Raw genomic sequence first — 17110 nt, 5'->3', positions numbered from 1 at the left:
AATCACTGTAAAGGGTTTTTACATTACATAAAAGGAAATTTCATTCCGCGCCCTTTTTTACCCTTTTGCATGTTCGTCATTTGCTTCATCATCTTCTTCATATCTTCGAATTGTTTCAGCAGACGATTGACTTCGGAAACACTGCGGCCAGAGCCCTTTGCAATCCGTTTCTTGCGGCTGGCATTGATTAAAGACGGCTCCTGCCGTTCCTTGCGTGTCATCGATTGGATGATCGCTTCGACGTACACAAGCTGCTTTTCATCAAGCTGGACGTTCTTCATGCCTTTCATCTTGCCTGCGCCAGGAAGCATATCGAGAAGATCACCGAGCGGCCCCATTTTTTTCACCTGGCTCATCTGCTCCAGGAAATCGTCGAAGGTGAAGCTCATGCTGCGCATTTTCTCTTCCAAGTCCCGCGCTTGCTTCTCATCGACATTTTCCTGTGCTTTCTCGATCAGGGAAAGCACGTCACCCATACCGAGGATACGGGATGCCATACGTTCGGGATGGAAGGCTTCCAGCTGGTCCGTACGCTCCCCCATACCGACGAACTTAATCGGCTTGCCGGTAACAGCGCGGATGGACAATGCGGCACCGCCTCGCGTATCACCGTCAAGCTTCGTTAAGACTACGCCGGAGATATCGAGCTGGCTATCAAAACTTTCCGCAACGTTTACAGCATCTTGACCTGTCATCGCATCGACAACAAGGAAGATTTCCGCAGGTTTTACATCTGCTTTGATCTGTGTAAGCTCATCCATCAGCTTTTCATCCACATGCAGACGACCCGCTGTATCGATGATGACATAATCATGATGCTCTTCTTTCGCTTTCTTGATTGCTTCATTCGCAATATCCACAGGGTTTGCTTCTGTCCCCATTGAGAATACAGGCAGGCTAAGCTGCTTGCCAAGTGTCTCCAGCTGGTCGATGGCAGCCGGACGATATACGTCAGCTGCAACAAGCAATGGATTACGGTTATGCTTTTTGCGCAGAAGGTTTGCAAGCTTGCCGGTTGTTGTCGTCTTACCCGCACCTTGCAAACCAACCATCATAATGACAGTCGGCGGTCTGTCTGCGACAGCGATTTTGCTCTGCTCGCCGCCCATTAGCTGTGTCAGTTCTTCCTGAACAACCTTGATAACCTGCTGACCAGGTGTAAGGCTCTCCATCACTTCCTGGCCGATGGCCCGCTCTTTAATTTTGTTGATCAGTTGTTTAACAACTTTGAAGTTAACGTCTGCTTCTAAAAGAGCAAGTCGTACTTCCCTTGTCATTTCTTTTACGTCTTGTTCTGTAACTTTACCGCGCCCGCGTATTTTCTGTATCGTACTCTGCAGTCGGTCGGCTAATCCTTCAAATGCCATGGAATCGACCTCCTAATCTAATTCTTTTATCTTTTGGATCAGATCTTTTGCATCGGGCTGGCTGCCGGAGTCCATCAATTCTTCCAGCTCATCCAGCAGCGCACTCCTCTCCTTGAAGCGATCGTATAGATGAAGCTTTTTCTCATAGCTTTCAATCATCGCTTCGGTACGCCGGATATTATCATAGACTGCCTGACGGGAAACTTCAAATGTTTCCGCAATTTCCCCGAGCGACAGATCTTCCAGATAATACATTTCCATATAACTGCGCTGCTTCGGAGTAAGCAGTGCCTGATAAAAATCAAATAGATAGTTCATTCGAGTTGTTTTCTCTAACATGCGCCGCACCCCTTGTTAAGTGAAATGCCTTTACAAAATTGTAGCCAACCTAGTGCGCAGCTGTCAAGAAACTGCTATTGTGCTTCTTCCTCATCCTGCATCAAATCAGCGAATAAGCCATATACAAAGGCATTCGGATCGAATTCCTGCAAGTCCTCCATCTGTTCGCCAAGACCGACGAACTTGACCGGGATGTTCATTTCATTCCGGATTGCCAGGACAATACCACCTTTAGCTGTTCCATCCAGCTTGGATAAAACAATACCAGACACATTGGCTGTCTCTTGGAATGTCTTCGCCTGTGCAAGAGCATTCTGACCAGTAGTTGCATCCAACACGAGCAGCACTTCATGCGGCGCTCCTGGAACCTCACGCTCGATGACACGATGTACTTTGTTTAGTTCATTCATCAGATTCACTTTATTCTGAAGACGACCGGCAGTATCACAAAGAAGAACATCTGCCCCTCGTGCCTGCGCCGCTTTAATACCATCATAGATGACAGCCGCAGGATCACTTCCAGCATTATGGCGGATTACTTCAACACCAGTCCGCTCTCCCCATACTTGCAACTGTTCGATCGCTCCGGCCCGGAAAGTATCCCCGGCAGCCATGACGACTTTCTTGCCTTCCCGCTTCAGCTTATACGCCAGTTTACCGATACTAGTCGTCTTACCGACTCCGTTGACGCCGACGAACAAGTAGATGGTAAGGCCATCTTCATTGATTTTCAGCTTCTGCGGCTGTTCCTCTTCATCACCTTGGTAAATTTCAACAAGTTTCTCTGAGATGACATCTTTCAGCTGGATAGTATCTTTGATATTCTGACGTTTTGCTTCCATGCGGAGCTCATCCACCAGATCCATCACTGTGTTCACACCTACATCGGAAGCAATCAGTACTTCTTCCAATTCCTCAAAAAAGTCCTCATCCACTTTTCGATAACGCGCCATCAAATTATTCATTCGATCAGAGAAGGAAGTACGCGTCTTTTTCAGACCTTCTTTGTACTTTTCAGGTGTTTTCTGCTCAGCTTCATTGTTTGTATTAGAGAATTTATTTTTCAGTTTCTGAAAAAAGCTCATTTTGTTCTTCCTTTCTTATACCTTCACTAGTTCAGGCGCATCCTCCAGCCGGACGGACACCAATCTGGAAACGCCCGATTCCTGCATTGTCACACCATAAAGGACGTCCGCTTCCTCCATTGTACCCTTTCTGTGGGTTATGGCAATGAACTGGGTCTTTTCGCTGAATTGCTTCATATACTGAGCAAAACGGCTGACGTTTGCATCATCCAGAGCTGCTTCCACCTCATCCAGAATACAGAATGGCACAGGCCTTACCCGCAAAATAGCAAACAGCAAGGCAATTGCTGTCAGGGCACGTTCTCCGCCTGAAAGCAAACCTAAATTTTGCAGTTTCTTACCTGGCGGCTGTGCGATGATATCGACACCTGTTTCCAGCAGATTATCAGAATCAGTCAGTTTCAGCTCCGCGTGTCCTCCGCCAAAGAGCGAACGGAACACTTCTGTGAATTCTGCCTTTATTTTATTGAACACATCTTCGAACAGACGCTTCATTTCTTCATCCATTTCATCAATTACGGCAAGCAATGTCGCTTTCGCCTGATAAAGGTCGTCCTTTTGTTCGGTAAGGAAGCTGTATCTTTCATTAATTCGGTCAAATTCCTCAATCGCGCCAACGTTGACGCTGCCGAGTTCTGAGATAGCACGTTTGATCAGCTTCACTTCGGTGCGGGCAGTTTCGATATCTTCTGCTCTACCAAACGTCGCCAATGCTTTTTCGAATGTCAGGGAGTAGCTTTGCTGCAAGTTCATCAGGCGGTTTTCCAGCTCTACATCCAAACGGTTCGACCGGACTTCCTGATCTTGCACTTGCTGCACCAGATTTTGGTGGAGACGATTTGCTTCTTTGACAGAAAGCTCCTCTTGCTGCACCCAGTCATAGCGCTCCTGCCGTTCTGCCTTACGCTCTTCGATCAAGGTTGTTGTCTGCTGCTTATGCTGGTGCTTCACTCTAATCAGTTCCGTGATCTCTTCCTCTGTCTGGCCTTTCTCGCCAACTTCGGCCATTTGCTGCAGCACCCGCTGCTGATCTTCATATTTCTGCTTCGTAAGATCCAGCTGCTGTGTAAACTCACTGAGCCGCTGTCGCTGATTTTCAAGCTTAGCAAGGCTTTCAGCAGAACGTATTTGAAGGGCCTGCTGTTCGTCCCGTTTAATTTCCTTTGTCTGCTGCCAAGCCTGGTGAGCTTCCGTCAGCTCACTGATTTCCCGCTGTATATCCTGAAGCTTGATATCCAAATCGACAAGTTCAGTCTGCAGGTGCTCGATACGTTTCTCCACTTCTTCCCGTTCAGCGTCATACTGCGCATTATCCTGGTCATACATGGTGAGGTTATCATTGGCATGCATAAAGCGTATGCTCGTTTCGGTAAATGCTGCCTGGAGTTCCTGTTCCGATTCCTGCAGCTGCTTCAAGCTCTGTCTGGTTTCCTCTGCTGAAGTCTCCAACTGCTGAAGTTCTTCTTTCAGCTGTGCAACTTTACGTTCGAACACTTCTGTCCGGGCTTGGAAATCAGACAGTTTTTCCGTCACTTCCTGCATTTCCTTTTCTCTTGTAAACAGAGATTGACTATTGCGTTTTTGCGCTCCTCCAGTCATGGATCCCCCTGGGTTTACTACATCACCCGTAAGTGTAACAACGCGATACCGTCTGCCAAGTGCAGCAGCAATCGTATTGGCATGCTGCAAGTCTTCTGCGATGACCACATTTCCTAACAGAAAATCGACTGCTCGCTTGTACTGGGGATCAACCTTAATGAGATCCGCGGCAATACCGATGAATCCTTCCCGATTGGAAGCATTCCCCAACACATTGGCCGGTATCTGTTTCGGCTGGATTGATGATAGCGGCAAAAATGTAGCACGGCCATTATGCGTCTGTTTCAGCCAATTGATTGCCTGACGGGCACTTGCCTCCGTATCCACCACGATATGCTGGGCTTGACCTCCAAGAGCGGTTTCCATCGCTGTGACATACGCAGATGGTACATCGATCAACTCGATGACAGCACCCTCGATTCCTTCGAGCTTTTGATCCTGACGTGCTTTGAGGATCGCCTTTACCCCTTGGAAAAATCCTTGGAACTCCTCTTTCATCTCCTGCAGCATCTCCTGCTTGGAACGAAGCTTCTCGATATGCTGATAGCCGGTGTACAGTTTGCTCTGTGCTTCCTGGTACTGCTCCCGTTTTTGCGCTGCTTCCATCCGAAGTGAATCTGCTTTTTCCTCAGCCTGTTCGCGGCTTACGGTGGCATCTTTCAATCTTGCAGCCAATTGTTCTCGTTTTTCACTGATTTCATCGCGATTCAAAACGATATCTTTATATTTTGTACGCTGACGTTCTTTTTTCGCATCGATACCAGTAAGCTGCTGTTTGAGTGAGTTCGTCTCATTCCGCTTTGCTGCTTGTTCATTCAGCAAATCGATATAATCACTCTTCTTTTCTTCTATTTGTTCACTCAAATCTTCCTGTGTGCGGGATAGCTGTTTGTCCAATGCGCGTAAATCTGATTTGATTGCTCTGTTCTCCAAATCCAACGCATCCAGGGCTGCTTGTTCCTGCTCCAGCTGTTTCAGCTGCTGCTCCAGTATGACTCCCAGCTGTTCTGTATCTTTTTCCAGCTTTTCTTTGTTTTCTGCCAGATGCTTGGAGCGTTCATTCAACAGCTGTTTCTTACCTTCCAGATTTTCAAGCTCTTGCGTCACAATTAGCAAGGAGGCTTGCAGTTCGTCGAGAGAAGCATCCAGCGCGTGCAATTCTGTCTTCTCCGATTCCAGCAGCTGTTCTTTTTCGCCTATTGCCTGCTTCTGGACTTCAAGCTCTTGCTTGTTCCCTTCAAGCTCTTGGAGAACCGCTTGCCACTCTTTATGTAATTGCTCGATCTCCGCAACTAGCAATCCGATTTCGACATCTTTCAGCTGTGCTTTTTTCTCAAGGAAATCTTTTGCGATTGCAGCTTGCTCACGCAATGGTTCAAGCTGTCCTTCTATTTCATACGTAATATCTTCAACTCGATTTAAATTTTCCTGTGTTTCTGCCAGCTTATATTCTGCCTTCTTCTTTCGCTGCTTGTATTTCAGTACACCGGCAGCTTCTTCGAAGATAGACCGTCTTTCTTCCGGTTTGGAGCTTAGGATCTCCTCTACCTTTCCTTGACTGATAATAGAGAAGGCTTCCCTTCCCAATCCGGAATCCATGAACAAGTCAATGATATCCTTCAGACGGCAGCTTTGGTTATTGATCAAAAATTGGCTCTCTCCAGAACGGAATACCCGCCTGGTCACACTCACTTCCTGATACTCCAGCGGTAACGTCTGATCGGCATTGTCCAATACAAGTGTCACTTCTGCTACATTAAGCGCTTTTCTCGTATCGCTGCCCTGGAAGATGATATCTTCCATCTTGGATCCACGCAGACTTTTTGCCGACTGCTCGCCTAATACCCAGCGGATGGCATCGGTTATATTACTTTTCCCGCTTCCATTCGGACCTACCACTGCCGTAACACCTGGTACAAAGTCAAGTGTCACTTTTTCGGCAAATGATTTGAATCCGACGGTTTCTAATCGTTTCAGGAACATACTCATTCTCCTATATTGAAAGCTTATCGCTTATTTCTGCATAGTTATTGGTTTCTCTTTCGTTTTTAACTTATTTATTTTATCATAAACTTAGGGTACATAATAGGTATCAATTACGTCAAAGGAGGCTCGCCCATGAAGCTCGAACAGGCATCAGAGGAGAACCTGTCCATCCTCATCAACGGCATAGCCGACCGGCTTGTCGTCGTCAATCGTTCCATCATGCAGCCAGAGGACTACAAGCTGGAGAAATATCATGATATTAAGTTCTTATATGATCATATCGAATCTAAAGGACAGCTCAGTGTATCAGAGACAGAAGCATTCATCCAAGAGCTGGCGAACTACCGAAAATAAAAAAACGGCGGAGACAACTTTACTCTCCGCCGTTTTTCTATTCTGTTAAAGCTTCCAACGCAATACGGGCTGCCTGCTGCTCTGCTTCCTTTTTTGTCCGGCCGGTTCCAGTACCGACAAGTTCTCCCTGAACCTTCAGCTCGGCAACGAATTCACGGCTGTGGGCAGGACCTCTTTCATCAACGATTGTATACGTGATTACTTTATCTTTGTCCTGCTGGATAACTTCCTGCAGCCTGCTCTTGTAATCCATCGCATGTGAAAAAGCACCTTGGCTGATTTTAGGAAAGACGATTTTTTCGAAAAAACCGAGTACCACATCGAAATCCTGATCAAGATACAAAGCACCGACAAATGCCTCGAACACATCAGCCAGTAATGCTGGACGTGTTCTGCCTCCCGTGCGCTCTTCCCCTTTTCCGAGCAGCACGTATGTACCAAGATCCATTTCTTTGGCGAACAATACGAGGGATTCCTCTCTGACTATAGCAGCTCGGAGTTTCGTCATATTCCCTTCCGGCATATCAGGGTAATGCTTGTACAGAAATTGGGATACACCAAGCTCCAATACAGCATCGCCAAGGAATTCCAATCGTTCGTTATCCGTCTTCTTCAGGTGACGATGTTCATTCACATAAGATGAATGGGTCAAGGCATTCTGCAATAAAGCTTCATCGTGGAAATGAATCCCAAGCTTCTCCTGCAGTTTATCTAAGCTCATTCTGCTGTCCCCACTTTCCAGTTGTTGTGATGATGCGGAGAAAGTCCCGCCTGTAAAGTGACGGGACTTTCTCCTATGCATCTTATTTAAATCTTACTGTTTGCTGTTTATGTAGTTTACAGCGTCGCCAACAGTAGCGATTTTTTCCGCATCTTCATCAGAAATTTCCATGTCGAATTGATCTTCCAATTCCATAACCAATTCCACAACATCAAGGGAATCTGCTTCTAGATCTTCTTTGAAAGAAGCCTCTAGTGTTACTTTGGATTCGTCTACATCAAGACGATCAATAACGATTTGTTTTACTTGCTCGAATACATCTGCCATAGGAAATTCACCTCCCTTCAGTATTATAGGACATTTCGTCCCGGAAAACTACAATTATTTCATTGTATTACATCACCATGCCGCCATCGATGTGCAGCGTTTGTCCAGTCATGTAATTGCTGTCCTCGGATGCAAGGAAACGAACGACACGGGCAACGTCTTCCGGCTTGCCTGGTTTACCAAGCGGAATCATGCTTTGCATTGCCTGCTTCTGTTCATCTGTCATTTCATCCGTCATATCAGTCGTGATGAATCCTGGAGCAACGGCATTCACTAAAACGTTTCGCGCAGCAAGCTCCTTGGCTGCAGTTTTCGTTAAACCGATGACTCCTGCTTTTGCAGCTACATAGTTAGCCTGCCCAGGATTACCGCTGACACCAACAATGCTTGCTACATTGATGATGCGGCCAGCTTTTTGTTTCATCATTTGACGTGTTACAGCTTTCGTGCAAAGGAATACGCCTTTCAAATTCGTCTGGATGACTGCATCGAAATCCTCTTCCTTCATGCGCATAAGCAGGTTATCACGTGTGATACCAGCATTATTCACCAGTATATCCAAGCTGCCGAATGCTTCAATAGTTTGCTTGACCATATCTTTTACGCTTGCTTCTTCTGCTACATTCGCTTGAATCACGATTGATTCCTGCCCGAGAGCACGGATTTCCTCTGCAACTGCCTCTGCCTTTTCTTTGCTTCCGGAGTAGTTTACCGCTACATTCACGCCATTACGCGCAAGTTCCAAAGCGATTTCTCGGCCAATCCCGCGGGATGCACCAGTAACGAGAGCTGCTTTACCTGATAGCATTTATTCTTCCTCCTTGTACCACGTCAAAAATGCTTGCAATGTTTCGGGATCTTGTACATTGAAAGTTGTCGTGCGGCGGCTAATTTTCTTTACTAATCCGCTTAGTACTTTTCCGTTTCCTACTTCTACAATCGCATCGATTTCGTCATTTTGCAGCATGTTGACAATAGTTTCTTCAAAACGTACTGGAGAGTAAAGCTGTTGAACGAGCAGCTGTTCAATCTCTTTTTGATCAAGAACCTTCTCAGCTGTTACGTTTGCATAAACAGGAATCGATGCATCGGCTTTCTCCACGTCTGCAAGTACAGATGCAAATTCTTCCGCAGCTTGTTTCATCAATCTGGAATGGAATGGACCACTGACGTTCAGCGGAAGTACGCGTTTAGCTCCAGCTTCTTTCAAAAGCGGCTCTGCAAGTTCAATTCCTTTTTTCGTACCGGAAATGACGATCTGACCAGGGCAGTTGATATTAGCAGCATCGACAATTTCACCATGCTCCTTATCAACTGTTTGGAGAGCTATCTTGATGTCTTCCAGACTTAGCCCTAATACCGCAGCCATAGAACCTTGCCCTGCCGGATAGGCTTTTTCCATCAGCTGACCACGCTTGTTAACGAGCACAGCTGCTTCTTCCGCACGGAAAACGCCAGCAGCAACAAGTGCACTGTATTCTCCCAAGCTGTGACCGGCCGTAACGACTGGTCTAACGCCCTCATTCTGTAAAACTTGATAGATGGCAGCACTAGTAAGAAGCAATGCCGGCTGTGCATTCTCTGTTTTCGTAAGCTCTTCTGCCGGTCCTTCAAACATCAAAGGTGTTATTGGCTGCGGCAATAATTCATCTGCCGCTTGGAAAAGACTTTTCACTTCATCATATGCGTTGTACATTTCCTGAGCCATGCCCACTGCTTGTGAGCCTTGTCCAGGAAATACAAAAGCTACTCGTTTCACTTAACGTCCTCCTCGTCTTTCTTGATGCTCTGGATCGTATCTTTGATAATTCCTGTTACATTATTTTCTGCCATTTGCTTTGTTTGCAGGATAGCAACTTGGATAGCACGCGCATTGGATGAACCGTGCGCCTTTACAAAAGGTGCAGCAAGCCCAAACAAAGCGGCACCGCCATATTCTGCATATTCTGTGCTTGCTTTAATTTCCTTCAGCTGTGGTTTCATCATGGCAGCTGCAAGCTTGGTCTTTGTATTTTTTAAGAAGGCCTTCTTGATCGTCGTGAAGAACATCGATGCTGCTCCCTCTATTGTTTTCAGGGCGATATTGCCGCTGAAGCCGTCCGTCACAACAACATCAAAATCTCCGGAAAGGAAATCCCGTCCTTCTACATTACCGATAAAGTTTATCGGGGCACTGCTGAGAAGCTCGAATGCTTTCTTCGTCAGGTCGTTACCCTTGCCTTCTTCCGTGCCTACATTAAGCAATCCTACACGAGGATTTTTTATCCCGCGAACTTTCTCCGCATAGATGGAGCCCATTACGCCGTATTGTAATAGATGGTTCGCTTTAGCGTCAATGTTCGCACCAACATCAAGCAGGACGAAGCCCTTACCATCCACCGTCGGAAGAGTCGGGGACAGCGCCGGACGCTCGATGCCTTTAATGCGGCCGACTATCATCAGACCTGCTGTCATGATGGCACCTGTGTTTCCTGCTGAAACACAGGCATCAGCACGACCTTCTTTTACTTCCTGGGCAGTCAGTACAAGTGACGACTGCTTCTTGCGCCGGATAGCCCGGACAGGTTCATCGTCTGCTGTAATGTACTCCTCTGTATGTATAATCCGAATGTTAGCCGGACGTATCTCACCTAGATGCGGTTCGATCTTGCTTTGATCCCCAACCAGTGTCAGCTCCAAGGATGCATCCTCTGTAGCTGCAAGAACGGCACCTTTGACTATCTCTTCCGGTGCGTTGTCGCCACCCATTGCGTCGATTGCTATTCGCATAACTTATTTCCCTTCTTTCACGCTCGAGCGGAACATCTCGAACGTACCTTTAAATACTTCTTCTTGATCAACAGCACTATCCACTTGGATGACCGTCCGCTTCCTGTCCTGCCGGATGACCTTCGCTTTGGCTACTACTCTTTCATGGAGTTTCACTTGTCTCGTGAAGGTGATCTCTGAGTGGAAGGTTAGTGCGAACGGATCATCGATCAACGCAACCGCTAAGGAATTGGCTTGCGCAAACAGATGATGCCCTCTGGCAATCTGGTTCCGTGTGAAAACATGCTCTGGTTTAATATCCAATATACTGATCGCCCGTTCATCCAGCTCCAAATCGATGATTTCCCCGATTACCTCATCAATATTGATGGATTTCACGGTTTCATCCCACTGGGAATTAGCGACGTGCTTAATCCGTTCCCGCAGCTCAGGAATTGTCAGCTCCATACGATCCAAACGAATAGTCTGTATGCTGACAGCGAATTTCTTCGCCAATTCCTCGTCTGTAATGAACGGTGTTTTTTCAATCGTTTCCCGCAGTAAGTCCTGTCTGTCTTTTTTGCTTCTTCTCATTTCTCCACCGCCAAAATTAAGACTAGGTACTAAAAGTAATATATAATAGCAGGCCAGAATTTGCAACAGCCGTTTTTAGTCGAGAACGTTCCCGTTCAGCGCAAACTCTGTGTCCAGCGCTTGCAATAAATTACGATAAGCAGGATCATTTTCCAATCTTTCTTCTGCAATGATTTGCTCTGCATCCTTACGTGCTGTTTCAAGTGCCCGGTAGTCGTGCACCATGTCGCCAACCTTGAATTCCGGTATACCGCTTTGCTTTTTACCAAAGAAATCACCAGGACCCCTGAGCTGCAAATCCTGCTCGGACAGTTCGAATCCGTTCGTCGTTTCTGTCATGATGCGCATGCGTTCTTTTCCGATTTCACCTTTTGGTTCAGCAATCAAAATACAATAACTTTGTGCATCCCCACGACCTACACGTCCCCGGAGCTGATGCAGCTGGGATAGTCCGAAGCGCTCTGCATCATAGATGATCATCAGTGTAGCATTTGGAACATTCACCCCGACTTCCACTACTGTGGTAGATACAAGGACTTGGGTTTCATTTTCGGCGAATTCCTTCATAACGGCGTCTTTTTCATCAGCAGGCAAACGTCCATGCATGAGCCCGACTCGAATATCCGGCTCAAAAACTGCAGCCAGCATCTGATGCAGATCGACTGCATTCTGGATATCCAGCTTGTCCGATTCCTCAATCAGCGGGCTTATGACATATGCCTGATGACCGGCTGCGACTTCCTTCCGGATGAAATCCAGCACCCGATCTATGGTATTTTCCTTAACCCAATATGTCTCTATTTCTTTACGCCCAGCTGGCATCTCATCAATAGCTGATACATCCATATCACCGAATGCAGTGATTGCCAGTGTCCGCGGAATCGGTGTAGCTGTCATGAACAGAACGTCCGGGTGAAGACCTTTATCCCGAAGTGTTCGTCGCTGCGCAACGCCAAATCGATGCTGTTCATCGACTATAGCAAGCGCAAGGTTTTTATAATGCACTTCATCTTGAATCAATGCATGTGTTCCAACAACAATATCTACTTCTCCATTGACAATTTGTTCGAGAACGGCTTTCCGGCGCTTGCCCTTCACACTTCCTGTGAGCAATGCTACGGTAGCAAAACCATCCAGCATACTAGATAAGGACTGGGCATGCTGCTCTGCTAGAATCTCTGTCGGGACCATAATCGCGCCCTGTTTACCTGCTGTAACAGCTGCATAAAGCGCAACAGCTGCAACAGCCGTTTTACCGGAGCCAACATCCCCTTGTAAAAGGCGGTTCATCCGGTAAGGAGAATGCAGATCCCGCATAATATCCTTGAGCACTCTCTGCTGGGCGTTCGTCAACGTAAAAGGAAGCGTAGCTACAAAAGCTTGAACCTTCTCTTTATCATAAGCTAAGCTGCCTCCAGCCGATGCTTCCCGTTTTTGTTTACGGATAAACTGCATTTTCAGCTGGAACAATAGAAATTCCTCATAAGTGAATCGTCTCCGAGCATGTGCCAGCGCTTGTCTGTCAGGTGGAAAGTGCATATAATGTAATGCTGTTTTCCTATCTGGCATTTTATAGGATGCTAAAAATGATGCTGGCAGGATTTCCTTGATGTCTTCATCATACTGTTCCAGCGCCTGTTTCACACTTTTTTGCAGCTGACGTACTGTCACTGTACCTTTCACACCATAAACGGGCTGAACCGGAGTCAGCTCATCCGCTCCGCCAACCTTGAAGTTACTGACAGTAAGCTGCAGACGATGCTGATCCCATTTTCCTGTCATCGTCACTTTCTTGCCCGGCATCAGCTGTTTCTGGGCAAATGCACGATTGAACATGATCGCCTTTACTGCAACATTCTCAACGAGGAGCGTTACAGTTAGTTTGTTCTTTTTCCGTCCGTAATATTGCACTTGAGCAGGAGAGGCGATTTCACCTTCAATCGTCACTTTATCATCATGAATCAGTTCAGCTAACGGCTGGACATCGAAGACATCATACCGATACGGCAGATGAAAAAGGAGATCTTCGACTGTGAAGATCCCCATATTCGCCAATCCTTCCGCGAGCTTTGCACCGATTCCTTTTACTTGATCAACCGGTTGCTTCAGCAAATTTCTCACTCTTTCCCTTTGTTTATCCCATAAATCATATCTGCCAGTCTGCGTCCAGTTGGTGTGGCAGCCAAACCGCCTTCCGCTGTTTCGCGAAGTGCTGACGGCATACTCTTACCGATCCGGTACATAGCCCCAATCACTTCATCACATGGTATCCTGCTTGTGACACCCGCAAGCGCCATATCAGCAGATACGATGGCATTAGAAGCTCCGGCGGCGTTTCTCTTAATACACGGCACTTCTACCAGTCCAGCGACTGGATCACATACAAGTCCGAGCATGTTTTTTAACGTTATTGCAAAAGCTTCGGCACTTTGTTCTGGTGTACCGCCAGCCATTTCAACTACAGCTGCACTGGCCATTGCAGCAGCAGAGCCTACTTCAGCCTGGCATCCACCTTCTGCACCGCTGATGGAGGCATTGTTGGCTACAACGAATCCAAAAGCTCCTGCTGTGAACAAGAAACGGATCATTTGCTCACGAGTCGGATTCAGCCTTTCTTTAACAGCAAATAACGCCCCCGGCACACACCCCGCACTTCCTGCGGTTGGCGTGGCGCAAATCATTCCCATCGCTGCATTTACTTCGTTGGTGGCAACAGCTTTACTTACAGCATCTAAAAGCAGATGTCCAGAAAGCGTGTTGCCTTTGGCCATATATTGCTGAAGCAAAACAGCATCATTTCCTGTCAAACCAGAGTGAGATGTCACACCTTGCAACCCTCGTTCCACTGCTTCCTCCATGATTACTAGATTTCGCTCCATCTGTCCCATTACTTCCTCACGGGAACGCTGATGGACATCCATCTCCTGGCGAATCATCACTTCTGATATGGAAATGCTGTCCGCATTTGCTTGTTCAAGCAATTCCGCTACATTGCGAAACATATTCATTCCTCCTGTTTAATTGATCAAGCGGGATACACGGTTGATGTGCGAAGCTGTTTCCAATATATGCATCACATCATCCTCCACGTTTTGATCCGTCTCGATCACCATAAGCGCATCCTTTCCGACATCCTTCCTGGAAACCTCCATATGCGCTATATTAATCTCGTGCTGAGCCAAAATTTGAGTCACGGAAGCTATCGCACCAAAACGATCATTATGCATAATCAAAATAGCCGGCTTATTACCTGACATTCGCAGTTCAAAGCCGTTTAGCTCAGTGATTTCGACTTTTCCGCCGCCGATAGAAATACCGACCAGCTCCATGCTGCTCTCTTCTGTTCCCAGCTTTATTCTTGCTGTATTTGGATGTTCCGTAGCAGCTGTATCTTCAATGAATTCGATTTTCATATTTTGTTTTTTAGCTGTTTCCAACGCGAACCTGATTCGATCATCATCTGTATCGTAGCCAAGCAGACCTCCGGCAATTGCCAAGTCCGTACCATGACCGCGATATGTTTTAGCAAACGACCCATATAGGTGGACCGTCGCCCAAGTCGGTTCTATTCCGAAGATCAGTCTTGCAGCACGTCCGATACGGGCTGCTCCGGCAGTATGCGAACTGGATGGACCGACCATGACCGGTCCGATAATATCAAATACGGATTGATATTTCATAGGCTCACTCCTTCTTCTCCTATTTTAGCATGCATCACACATATGTTCCTACTGTAACCAATGAAAAAAGCTCCTGTTAAGGAGCTTTCCCCGTAATTATTCTACTGCGACCAAGTACGTATAAACAGGCTGATTACCTTCATGGATCTCCAGTTCCGCTTCAGGGAATTTTCCTTCCACAAAATCCTCCAAGCGATCATCGGCATCGATCGCGTCTTCACCGCGAATAACTGTGATCAATTCATCTTCTTCACTGACCATTTGCTCAAGCAGCAGCTCCAGCGCCTGTTCTGCGTCAGAAGCAGCTGAGATGATCTTGCTTTCTTGTATAGCGATGAACTGCCCTTCTTTTATCGATACGCCCTCGATTGTCGTATCACGAACAGCATGTGTCACTTGTCCGGATTTCACCTGCGAAATTGCCTCTGTCATAGCTTCAGCATTGCTGTCTGCTGCCTGCGTCACATCAAAAGCAAGCAAAGAACGCATCCCCTGCGGTATTGTTTTCGTTGGAACGACAAACACCTGCACCTCTGCCATTTTAGCCGCCTGCTCTGCAGCCATGATGATATTCTTGTTATTAGGCAAAATATAAACAGATTCTGCATTAGCTGCTTTAATGGCGTCCGCAATGTCCTGTGTACTTGGATTCATAGTCTGTCCGCCTGAAATGACGACATTTGCTCCAAGGTTCTCAAACAATGCTTTTACACCATCTCCCATTGCGACTGTTACAATGGCGTGCTGATTACGTTCTTTCTTTTCTTTATTACCGACAATCGCCGCATGCTGTTCCCGCATATTTTCGATTTTCATATTGATCAGACTGCCATATTGCTGACTATATGTCATTACTTCACCAGGATACTCGGTGTGAATATGGACCTTTACGACATCTTCGTCTGCTACAACAAGCAATGAATCTCCTCGACCGTTCAATTCCTCACGATAAGCCTGTTCATCAAAGGGTTGCTCCCGAAGCTTGTCTTCTTCGAATTTGACCATAAACTCCGTGCAATAGCCATACGTAATATCAGCTGTATCCAAGAAATCCTGCGCTTGCTTATGATGCTCCGCACTGACGAGATTCTCCATCTTGCCATGCTGCACCTCCGCAGGCAGTTCTTCTCCTGTCAGAGCTGCAAGGAATCCTTCATACACAGTAACCAATCCTTGGCCTCCGCTGTCTACAACGCCGACTTCCTTTAATACAGGGAGCAATTCCGGCGTACGGCTCAGACTTATCTTCGCAGATTCAACCACATACCTGAAAAGCTCTATCGAATCTGCTTCGGTCTTGGATTTTTCGACTGCAGCTGCTGCAGCGTCCTTTGCTACTGTAAGTATTGTTCCTTCTACAGGCTTCATGACCGCCTTATAAGCCGTTTTGACACCTGCATCCAGCGCATTGGCCAATTGTCCAGCTGTCAAATCCTTCTGTCCTTCCAATGCTTTGGCAAAGCCACGGAAAAGCTGAGAGAGAATGACACCAGAGTTTCCCCTTGCTCCCATCAGCAGACCTTTGGCAAAAGCCGCAGCAAGCACTCCGACTTCTTCACTGTCGGCCTCTTGTACAGCCTTTGCCCCAGACGTTATCGTCAAATTCATGTTTGTACCTGTATCGCCATCCGGCACGGGAAATACATTCAGCGCATCAATCGTCTTAGCGTTATTCGCCAGATGATGTGCACCAGTCAGCAGCATCCCCGCAAATGTCTTTCCATCCACATTTCCAACACTCAAACCGTTTCCTCCTTAAATCTGCCGGCTATCCTAGTCTGCAGAAACACTGACGCCTTGTATATAAATGTTCACAGAGCTCGTCAGTACGCCCAATGCCCGATCCAATGTATATTTCACTTGGGATTGCACATTATGTGCAACCTCGGATATCTTCGTTCCATAACTTACAATAATATGTAAGTCGATCTGGACTTTGTTGTCCGCCTGGGTCACAACTATCCCTTTTGAATAGTTCTCCCTGCGGAGAATTTCTGCTATGCCGTCACGTAATTGATGTCTGGAAGCCATACCAACGATGCCATAGCATTTTACCGCGGCACTTCCAGCCAATGTTGCGATCACATCCGTGGCGATCGTAATACTTCCATCTTCTGTAGTCAGATGAAGGGTCATACGGCTCCTCCTAACACTTCTCAAATCTATCCCTACTATACTATATGGAAGCTCCATTTGAAAGCGGATTAAAAATAGCCCTTTTTACAATGCCAGCTAAACAGTTTACTGTCAAGTAATTTTTCTTGATATATTTTTGTTAGATTATTGCATTACGTGCCGAGTTGTGATAAA

At 46.6% G+C, this 17110-nt stretch carries 16 protein-coding genes; 1 reads left to right on the top strand and 15 read right to left on the bottom strand.

What is annotated here, in order from left to right; genetic code table 11:
- Positions 1-23: 23 nt before the first annotated feature.
- From ffh to smc, 4 genes are all read right to left on the bottom strand, one after another.
- Positions 24-1367 carry a signal recognition particle protein gene (gene ffh / locus CHH91_RS08875; RefSeq protein ID WP_095223095.1) on the bottom strand — a complete coding sequence of 448 codons (1344 nt, stop codon included), beginning with the start codon at positions 1365-1367 and terminating at the stop codon, positions 24-26.
- Between the two features lie 12 nt (positions 1368-1379).
- Positions 1380-1706 (bottom strand): putative DNA-binding protein, encoded by a 327-nt coding sequence (locus CHH91_RS08870; protein WP_095223094.1) that lies wholly within the window; start codon positions 1704-1706, stop codon positions 1380-1382.
- A gap of 74 nt (positions 1707-1780) precedes the next feature.
- On the bottom strand, positions 1781-2791 hold the full coding sequence (gene ftsY, locus CHH91_RS08865) for a signal recognition particle-docking protein FtsY (protein WP_095223093.1): 1011 nt from the start codon (positions 2789-2791) through the stop codon (positions 1781-1783).
- Between the two features lie 15 nt (positions 2792-2806).
- On the bottom strand, positions 2807-6373 hold the full coding sequence (gene smc, locus CHH91_RS08860) for a chromosome segregation protein SMC (protein ID WP_095223092.1): 3567 nt from the start codon (positions 6371-6373) through the stop codon (positions 2807-2809).
- 135 nt (positions 6374-6508) lie between these two features.
- On the opposite strand from smc, the gene CHH91_RS08855 reads away from it, so the two are divergent.
- A complete protein-coding gene (locus CHH91_RS08855) occupies positions 6509-6730 on the top strand; it encodes a DUF1128 domain-containing protein (RefSeq protein WP_095223091.1) in 222 nt (73 codons plus the stop codon).
- Between the two features lie 37 nt (positions 6731-6767).
- Here CHH91_RS08855 and rnc read toward each other — a convergent pair whose 3' ends face one another.
- The 11 genes from rnc to CHH91_RS08800 form a co-directional block, all read right to left on the bottom strand.
- Positions 6768-7451, bottom strand: a complete 684-nt coding sequence (rnc, locus tag CHH91_RS08850; protein WP_095223090.1) for a ribonuclease III — start codon at positions 7449-7451, stop codon at positions 6768-6770.
- Positions 7452-7544: 93 nt separating this feature from the next.
- Positions 7545-7778, bottom strand: a complete 234-nt coding sequence (acpP, locus tag CHH91_RS08845; RefSeq protein WP_093726628.1) for an acyl carrier protein — start codon at positions 7776-7778, stop codon at positions 7545-7547.
- A 67-nt stretch (positions 7779-7845) separates the two neighbouring features.
- Positions 7846-8586 (bottom strand): 3-oxoacyl-[acyl-carrier-protein] reductase, encoded by a 741-nt coding sequence (gene fabG / locus CHH91_RS08840; protein WP_095223089.1) that lies wholly within the window; start codon positions 8584-8586, stop codon positions 7846-7848.
- Positions 8587-9537, bottom strand: coding sequence for an ACP S-malonyltransferase (gene fabD, locus CHH91_RS08835; protein ID WP_095223088.1), 951 nt, complete (start codon positions 9535-9537; stop codon positions 8587-8589).
- Positions 9534-10547 (bottom strand): phosphate acyltransferase PlsX, encoded by a 1014-nt coding sequence (gene plsX, locus CHH91_RS08830; protein ID WP_095223087.1) that lies wholly within the window; start codon positions 10545-10547, stop codon positions 9534-9536. Before plsX ends, fabD begins: the two co-directional genes overlap by 4 nt.
- A gap of 3 nt (positions 10548-10550) precedes the next feature.
- On the bottom strand, positions 10551-11120 hold the full coding sequence (gene fapR / locus CHH91_RS08825; RefSeq protein WP_095223086.1) for a transcription factor FapR: 570 nt from the start codon (positions 11118-11120) through the stop codon (positions 10551-10553).
- Positions 11121-11195: 75 nt separating this feature from the next.
- Entirely contained in the window at positions 11196-13232 is a 2037-nt protein-coding gene (recG, locus tag CHH91_RS08820; RefSeq protein WP_286160733.1) for an ATP-dependent DNA helicase RecG, read from the bottom strand.
- 5 nt (positions 13233-13237) lie between these two features.
- Positions 13238-14122, bottom strand: coding sequence for an L-serine ammonia-lyase, iron-sulfur-dependent, subunit alpha (gene sdaAA / locus CHH91_RS08815; protein ID WP_095223084.1), 885 nt, complete (start codon positions 14120-14122; stop codon positions 13238-13240).
- Positions 14123-14137: 15 nt separating this feature from the next.
- The gene (sdaAB, locus tag CHH91_RS08810; RefSeq protein WP_095223083.1) at positions 14138-14800 is read right to left on the bottom strand and encodes an L-serine ammonia-lyase, iron-sulfur-dependent subunit beta; all 663 of its coding nucleotides are present in this window, start codon (positions 14798-14800) and stop codon (positions 14138-14140) included.
- Between the two features lie 96 nt (positions 14801-14896).
- Positions 14897-16543: a DAK2 domain-containing protein gene (locus CHH91_RS08805; protein ID WP_095223082.1), complete on the bottom strand. Its 1647-nt coding sequence runs from the start codon at positions 16541-16543 to the stop codon at positions 14897-14899.
- A gap of 30 nt (positions 16544-16573) precedes the next feature.
- Positions 16574-16936, bottom strand: coding sequence for an Asp23/Gls24 family envelope stress response protein (locus tag CHH91_RS08800; RefSeq protein WP_038560079.1), 363 nt, complete (start codon positions 16934-16936; stop codon positions 16574-16576).
- Between the last annotated feature and the right edge of the window lie 174 nt (positions 16937-17110).

Origin of the sequence: Virgibacillus sp. 7505, from assembly GCF_002272135.1 — a bacterium.
GTDB lineage: Bacteria > Bacillota > Bacilli > Bacillales > Amphibacillaceae > Terribacillus.
This window is presented reverse-complemented; position numbering and strand designations above follow the sequence as displayed.